The organism is Streptomyces sp. NPDC004126 (assembly GCF_050275515.1).
In the GTDB taxonomy this organism is placed as follows: domain Bacteria; phylum Actinomycetota; class Actinomycetes; order Streptomycetales; family Streptomycetaceae; genus Streptomyces.
This window is the reverse complement of sequence record NZ_JBNNPF010000058.1, coordinates 39,194-46,305: the sequence shown is the minus strand read 5'-3', so window position 1 is coordinate 46,305 and position 7,112 is coordinate 39,194. Positions and strand designations below refer to the sequence as shown.

Below are 7,112 nucleotides of genomic sequence, written 5' to 3'. Positions count from 1 at the left end.
GGCGAGGCTGAAATCAGCCCCGCCGGCGTTTGAGGCGCGGGGGTCCGGGGGCGGAGCCCCCGGGGAACGGGCGAAGGGCGGGGCGGGGAGCAGCCCGCGCAGCGGACAACCCACCCGCACCCGACACGCCGATCCGGGGGTGGCGACCCCGCCCGCACCCCGCCCGGCAGGGCCCCGGCCCGGGGTGACGGCCCAGTGTCCGGGAGGACGCGCGGTCCGGCCCCCCCCGGCCAGGGCGACGCCGCTCACCCGCAAACCCCCCGGCCAGGGGCTACGCTCCGGGCCAGGGGCCCGGGGTCGGGGATTCTTCCTTCGGTTCCGTTTCCGTCTTGAAGACCTTGAAGCCGCGGCGCCGGTAGTTGTCCATCGCCGTCGGGCCGTCCTGGCTGCACGTGTGGACCCACACCCGGCGGGTCGGCTCGCGGTCCGGCCAGCGGGACGCGAGGTCCCAGGCGCGGGCCGTGCCGAACGCCAGCAGGTGGCCTCCGATGCGGCGGCCCCGGAAGTCCGGGAGGAGCCCGAAGTACATGATCTCCACCACGCCGTCGGGCTGCGGGTCCAGCTCGACGTAGCCCGCCGGGGTGCCGCGGTCGTACGCGACCCACGTCTCCACCCCCGGCCGCTCCAGCAGCTCCACCCACTGCGCGCGGGTCAGCGACAGCCGGTCCGTCCAGTGGATGTCACCGCCCACCGACGCGTACAGGAAGCGGCTCAGCTCCGGGGACGGGACCTCCGCGCGGGTGATGGTGATCTCAGGGCCCGGCACGGCCGCCGGAACGAGGTCCGCCGGGGAGGTCATCTCCAGGGACCAGGTGGTGAGTGTGATGGTGCTCATGCCGTTCAGGGAACCACGGGCGCCCCGCCGCGTCCCAGGCGGGCCCTGATCACGGCCGGGGCGGTGGAGTGGGGCAGCAGCCGGCCCGGGTCCGCCGGGCGGATCAGCTCCACCTCCACGTCCTCCGCGAAGCGGTACGGCCGGTGCGTCAGCACCCCGGCCAGGTGCCTGCGCACCCGGGACAGCTCGGCGCGGACCGTCACCGTCCGCGTCGGGTCCCCGAACAGCTCGGCGGCCAGCTCCGCCGCCGACCGACCCCGCGGGGTCTCCGCCAGCAGGAACAGCAGCTCCGCGTGGCGCGGGCTCAGCTCCTGGGACCAGCTGCCGGCGGCCCCGTACACGGTCGCCGACCAGGACCGGGGCCGGCTCAGGTCCAGCACCACCCGGCTCACCGCCGGCGCGGCGCCCCGAGCCTCGGCCAGCCGCAGCAGCCAGCCGCCGGGCAGCGGCTCCGCGACGCAGTCGCCCAGCTGCGCGACCCACACCGGGCCGGGGCCCAGCCCCTTCGGCAGGGCGACCCGGTCGGCGGGGGCCAGCCCCGTCACCGCCGCGGTCCAGCCGTGCGGGTCCACGACCGCGGCGCGCCCGGGCAGCCGGGCCAGCAGCGGGGCCGCCACGGCCCGCAGCCGCTCCAGGGACTCCAGGTGCCGCACCCGCAGCTCCCGCTCGGCGAGCCGGGCCACGGCGCTCACCCAGGCCAGGGTGGCCGGGTGCATGGTGTCCAGCGGCCCGCTGACGTCGACCACGCCCAGCAGCCGGCCGTCCCTCGGGTCGTGCACGGGCGCCCCCGCGCAGGTCCAGTCGTGGTGGCTGGAGACGAAGTGCTCCGCCGAGAACACCTGGACCGGCCGCCGCGTCACCAGGGCGGTGCCCACCCCGTTCGTGCCGACCACGGCCTCGTCCCAGTCGGCCCCCACCGTGAAGCCCAGCCGGTCCGCCTTGCGCAGGATCGACCGGTGCCCCTCCCGCCACAGCAGCCGCCCGTCGGCGTCGGCGACGACCATGATGTGCAGGGCCTCGTCCAGCGCGGGCAGCAGCCCCTCGCGCAGCACCGGCAGGACCTCCCGCAGCGGCGAGACCTGCCGGCGCTCCTCCGTCTCGGCGGCGGACAGCATCCGCGAGCGGGCGTCCCGGTCGGGGTGCACCCCGCCGGCGAGCATCCGCCGCCAGGACTCGGCGATCTCGGGGCGGGGGGCGGCCGGCGGGCGGTCCCCGGCCAGTGCCGCGGCCCGCACCCCCTTCAGCAGCCGTGTCGCCTCCCGCGCGTCCATGGCCGAGATGCGCGCCACGTCGACCGTGCTGCCTGCGGTGTTGGCCACCGGAACCTCCCCGTGCTGAACAGGACGTACTGCGCAAGCCGCCCCCCGTGGCGCACGCGCGTACTTCCCGGGCACATGCGGCGGGCGAATTCCGAGCCGTAAGGAATGCAGGGTTGCAACGGTATGCAACCCTCGCCAACCCCCGGTCACCCGACCGAAACTATCGGCACGCCGCCGAGCGGCGTGACAGCTCCTTCCTCGGGGCTCTTGGATCAGGGGTGGTGCCGAGTCGGCGCGGCGCCACCCCGGGTCCCACCTCCACGGGCTCGGATCCGGCGCTGACCGCTCCGTCGGCCGCGCAATGGTTTGGGGACCACCGCGGCCAGGGAGCACGGTGGTTTGGGGACCGCCGTCAGCCCGCGATCCGCGCCCGTGCCACCACTGGGGCCAGGTCGAGGCCGTGCGGCAGCGTGCCGAAGGCCGCCCCCCAGTCACCGCCGAGCCGGGACGCGCAGAACGCGTCCGCCACCTCCGGCGGGGCCCAGCGGACCAGCAGCGAACCCTGCAGCACCAGGGCCATCCGCTCCACCACCCGGCGGGCCCGGGCCTCGATCCCGTCCAGGTCGGCCAGCTCCGTCAGCAGGTTCTTGATCGCCGCGTCCAGCCGGTGGTCCGCGCCCCTGGCCTGCCCGATCTCCTGGAGGAACGCGTTCAGGGCCTGGGGTTCGCGCTGGAGCGCGCGCAGCACGTCCAGGGACTGGACGTTGCCCGAGCCCTCCCAGATGGAGTTCACCGGGGATTCGCGCAGCAGTCTGGGCAGTCCGGACTCCTCGACGTAGCCGTTGCCGCCCAGACACTCCAGGGCCTCCGCCACCATCGGCGTACACCGCTTGGTCACCCAGTACTTCGCGGCGGGCACCGCGAGGCGCAGGAAGGCCCGCTCCTGGTCGGTGCCGGAGTCGTACGCGGCCGCGAGGCGCAGCGTCAGGACGGTGGCGGCCTCCGACTCCAGGGCGAGGTCCGCCAGGACGTTGCGCATCAGCGGCTGGTCGATGAGCGGCGCTCCGAAAGCAGAGCGGTGCTCCGCGTGGTGAACGGCCTGCGTCAGCGCCTGCCGCATCAGCGAGGCCGAACCGATCACGCAGTCCAGCCGGGTCGCCGCGACCATCTCGATGATGGTCCGCACCCCCCGGCCCTCCTCGCCCACCCGCCGCGCCCACGTCCCGGAGAACTCGATCTCCCCCGACGCGTTCGACTTGTTGCCCAGCTTGTCCTTCAACCGCTGGATCGCGAACGCGTTCCGCGTCCCGTCCGGCAGCACCCGCGGCACCAGGAAGCAGGTCAGGCTGTTCCTCCCCGAGGGGGCTGCCTGCGCCAGCACCAGGAACCCGTCCGACATCGGCGCCGAGCAGAACCACTTGTGCCCGGTCAGCACGTACTCCCCGGACGCGTCCAGCGGAGCCGCGGCCGTCGTGTTCGCCCGTACGTCGCTGCCCCCCTGCTTCTCCGTCATGCCCATCCCGAAGAGCACCCCGGCCTTCTGCCCGGCCGGCCGCAGCCCCTCCTCGTACACGTGCGAGGTCAGCCGCGGCTCCCACTCCGCCGCCAGCTCCGGATCGGCCCGCAGCGCCGGCACCGCCGCGTGCGTCATCGACACCGGGCAGCCGTGCCCCGCCTCGGCCTGCGACCACAGGAAGAAGCCCGCCGCCCGACGCAGGTGCCCGGCCGGACGCCCCCAGGCGTCCGTCAGCCCGGCGCCGACCGCGTGCCCGAGCAGCCGGTGCCACGACGGATGGAACTCCACCTCGTCGATCCGGTTCCCGTAGCGGTCGTGCGTCCGCAGCACCGGCGGGTTCTCGTTCGCCTCCCGGCCCCACCGCTGGGCCTGCGACGAACCCGCGGCGCGCCCGAGAGCGGTGAGCTCCCCCCGTACCTCGTCCCGGAGTTCGGGCGCCGCGTCGGCGAGGTGCCGCTCCACGCCCTCGCTGAGGGCGCGGTCGCCGAGGTAGACCTCGTACCCGACGAGCGGCGGGGCCTGGTTGCTGACTGTGTGGGTGGTGGCTGCCATGCGGATACCGTAAGGACGTGCAGCCAGCAAAAGAAACACCCGAGGGGACCCCGGTACGCCCGGGCAGGCTCCACCGGGCCCGCGCCCTCTACCGCAACGTCTCCAAGCGCAAGATGGGCTGGCTGCTCCTCAAAGACACCGTCAACTCGTGCATCGAGTACCGGATCCTCGGCCTCGCCGCCGAAGCCGCCTTCTTCACCCTGCTCTCCCTGCCCCCGCTCTTCCTCGGCCTGCTCGGCCTCCTCGGCTACGTGGACGGCTGGACCAACACCCAGTCCGTGGCCAGCATCGAGGAGAACATCCTGGGCGCGGTCGGCACCGTCCTGTCCGACCGCGGCGTCAACGACATCGCCAGACCCATGCTCGACGACGTCACCAGCCGCGGCCGCCCCGACCTGATCTCCCTCGGCTTCGCCTTCGCCCTGTGGTCCGGCTCCCGCGCCGTCAACGTCTTCATCGACACCATCACCGTCATGTACGGGCTCGACGGGCAGCGGGGCATCGTCAAGACGCGGCTGCTCGCCTTCCTCCTCTACGTGATCGCCCTGCTGATCGGCGCGATCGTGCTGCCGCTGATGGTCGTCGGACCCGACGCCGTCGTCCGCCTGGTGCCCTGGAGCACCGAGGTGATCGCCGTCCTGTACTGGCCGGTGGTCACCCTGCTCTCCATCGCCTTCCTGACGACGCTCTACCACGTCTCCGTCCCCGTCCGCTCGCCGTGGATCGAGGACGTGCCCGGCGCGCTCGTCGCGCTCGCGATGTGGGTGCTCGGATCGTTCCTGCTGCGGATCTACCTGACCAACACGGTGGAGGGCCCGACCATCTACGGGTCGCTGGCCGCGCCCGTCGCGATCCTGCTGTGGATCGGCATCTCGGCCTTCGCGGTGCTCGTCGGCGCCGCCGTCAACGCCGCGATCGACCGGGTCTGGCCCTCGGTGGCCACGGCCGCCGCGCGCGAGGCCAACGAACGGGTCCGCGAGGCCGAGGCCGCCCAGCTCGTCGCCCGCGCCGCCGCCTGGCGGGCCCTCGCCGAGGGGGAGTCCGAGGACGACGAGGACGCCGGGATGCCCTCCGAGTTCCCCGAACGCTGGTCGAACTTCCTGCCGCCCGACGACTACACCTCCCGCCTGCGCAAGCACTGACCGGCGGCCACGGCCTACGGTGGCGGTGTGTACGAGGAGACGCCGTCCCGGGCCGTACCCGGAGCCGTGCTCTGGCGGGCCGCAGGGCCCGGCGGGGTCGTGCTGCCCGACGGGTGCATGGACCTGCTCTGGATCGACGGCCGGCTGCTGGTCGCCGGCCCCGACACCGGCCCGCACCCCGCCGGGGAGGTCCCCGGCCGCGCCTTCGCCGGAATCCGCCTCGCCCCCGGCACCGCACCCGCGCTCCTCGGCGTACCGGCCCGTGAACTGCTCGACCGGCGCGTCGCCCTGGCCGACCTGTGGCCCGGCCGCGAGGTGCGCCGCCTCACCGGGCGCACCGCCGCGTACGCGGACCCGCGCGCGGCCCTCGAAGACCTGGCCCGGAGCCGCCTCGCCGCCGCCGGCCCGCCCGACCCGCTCCCCGCCGAGGTGACGGCCCGGCTCCGCGCCGGACAGCCCGTCGCCGAGATCGCCCGGGCCGTCGGGCTCGGCGAACGCCAGCTGCGCCGGCGCTCCCTCGACGCCTTCGGGTACGGCCCCCGAACCCTGGGCCGCGTCCTGCGCCTCCAGCGGGCACTGGCCCTGGCCCGGCGCGGGCTGCCGCAGGCCGAGGTGGCCTGCGCCGCCGGGTACGCCGACCAGGCGCACCTGGCCCGCGAGGTGCGCGCGCTCGCCGGGACCACCCTCGGGGCCTACACGGCGTCGGCCGGCGCGAACAGCGAGACCCCGCAGCCGTCCGGGTCGAGCACCACCGCGTAGCGCTGGCCCCAGAAGGCGTCCCAGGGCTTCAGGTGCCCCGCGTACCCGGCGCCCGTCAGTTCCGCGTACAGCGCGTCCACCTCCGCGGGGGACTCGCACAGAAAAGCGAGCTCCCGGCGCTGCCCGCCGCTCTGCGGGGTCCAGGACGGGTCGAAGGACCGGACGGTCTCCTCGGTGTCCCAGCCGATCCGCAGCCCGCCGGGCAGCACGGCCTCGACGTGCGGCTGCTCCTCGGCACCGGCCGGGACGTCCAGGCCGAGCCGGCGGTAGAAGGCGAGCGAGGCGGCCATGTCGGAGACGACCAGGCCGATCATGTCGAGTCGTGGAGTCATGCCCGCAGGCTAGGCGCGCGGCCACCCGGCGGTCTTGAACGAAACGGACACCGCCCGCCCGCCCAAGGCCAGGCGGCCCGGGAGCCCCCCCGCCCCCCGCCCCGGCCCGGCGCCCCGACCCGGGGACCGGTGGGTCGGCGGGGTCCACCCCTGGGTGGAGGGGGGAGGTCCACCCGGGATCCACCCCGGCGCCGATCACAGCCGCCCCGCCCGCTCCTAGCGTGGAACGCATGGATGCCGCACGCCTTCTCGTCACCGCCCTCGTCATCGCCCTGGTCGTGGTCCGCCGGTTCACCGGGCGGCCCGTCAAGGAGCAGGAGCGCCTCTGGATACTGCCCGCCGCGCTGGCCTTCTTCGCCGTGGCCGGCGGTGGGCTGGTCGAGCCCCGGCACCCCGTGGCGGCCGTCCTGCTGCTCGCCGCCGAGACCGGGGTGGCCTTCGGGCTCGGCCTCCTCATGGGCCGCGCCATGACCGTCTGGCGGGAGCCCGACGGGACCCTCTGGGCCAAGGGAAACCGGGTCGTCCTCGGGCTGTTCGTGCTCTCCCTCGCCACCCGCGCCGGCCTGGCCCTGCTCGGCCGCGCCGGCGGCATAGCCCCGCACACCGGGGCGCTGCTGCTGACCCTCGCCGCCTGGATCCTCGCCCAGGGCCTGGTCCTGGCCGCCCGGGCCCGCCGAGTCCCGCTGCCGGCATGATCCACACGCCGCCCCACGGCCT

General features: G+C 75.1%; 7 protein-coding genes. 3 read left to right on the top strand and 4 right to left on the bottom strand.

Features of this window, described 5'->3' with window-relative positions:
- Positions 1–271: 271 nt before the first annotated feature.
- The 3 genes from ACQKM2_RS34810 to ACQKM2_RS34800 form a co-directional block, all read right to left on the bottom strand.
- Positions 272–835, bottom strand: coding sequence for a GNAT family N-acetyltransferase (locus ACQKM2_RS34810; protein ID WP_427716952.1), 564 nt, complete (start codon positions 833–835; stop codon positions 272–274).
- Positions 836–840: 5 nt separating this feature from the next.
- Positions 841–2,106 (bottom strand): GAF domain-containing protein, encoded by a 1,266-nt coding sequence (locus ACQKM2_RS34805; protein WP_427716955.1) that lies wholly within the window; start codon positions 2,104–2,106, stop codon positions 841–843.
- 400 nt (positions 2,107–2,506) lie between these two features.
- Positions 2,507–4,162, bottom strand: a complete 1,656-nt coding sequence (locus ACQKM2_RS34800) for an acyl-CoA dehydrogenase family protein (RefSeq protein WP_427716951.1) — start codon at positions 4,160–4,162, stop codon at positions 2,507–2,509.
- A gap of 17 nt (positions 4,163–4,179) precedes the next feature.
- On the opposite strand from ACQKM2_RS34800, the gene ACQKM2_RS34795 reads away from it, so the two are divergent.
- Both ACQKM2_RS34795 and ACQKM2_RS34790 read left to right on the top strand, forming a co-directional pair.
- Complete coding sequence (locus tag ACQKM2_RS34795; protein WP_427716950.1) at positions 4,180–5,304, top strand: YihY/virulence factor BrkB family protein; 1,125 nt, start codon at positions 4,180–4,182, stop codon at positions 5,302–5,304.
- A 27-nt stretch (positions 5,305–5,331) separates the two neighbouring features.
- Positions 5,332–6,063 (top strand): helix-turn-helix domain-containing protein, encoded by a 732-nt coding sequence (locus tag ACQKM2_RS34790; protein WP_427716949.1) that lies wholly within the window; start codon positions 5,332–5,334, stop codon positions 6,061–6,063.
- On the opposite strand, the gene ACQKM2_RS34785 is transcribed toward ACQKM2_RS34790, so the two are convergent.
- Positions 5,997–6,395 carry a VOC family protein gene (locus ACQKM2_RS34785; RefSeq protein ID WP_427716948.1) on the bottom strand — a complete coding sequence of 133 codons (399 nt, stop codon included), beginning with the start codon at positions 6,393–6,395 and terminating at the stop codon, positions 5,997–5,999. The two genes, ACQKM2_RS34790 and ACQKM2_RS34785, sit on opposite strands and share 67 nt — an antisense overlap.
- Positions 6,396–6,625: 230 nt before the next feature.
- Between ACQKM2_RS34785 and ACQKM2_RS34780 the strand changes: the two genes are divergently transcribed.
- Positions 6,626–7,090: a DUF1453 domain-containing protein gene (locus ACQKM2_RS34780; RefSeq protein WP_427716947.1), complete on the top strand. Its 465-nt coding sequence runs from the start codon at positions 6,626–6,628 to the stop codon at positions 7,088–7,090.
- Positions 7,091–7,112 lie beyond the last annotated feature (22 nt).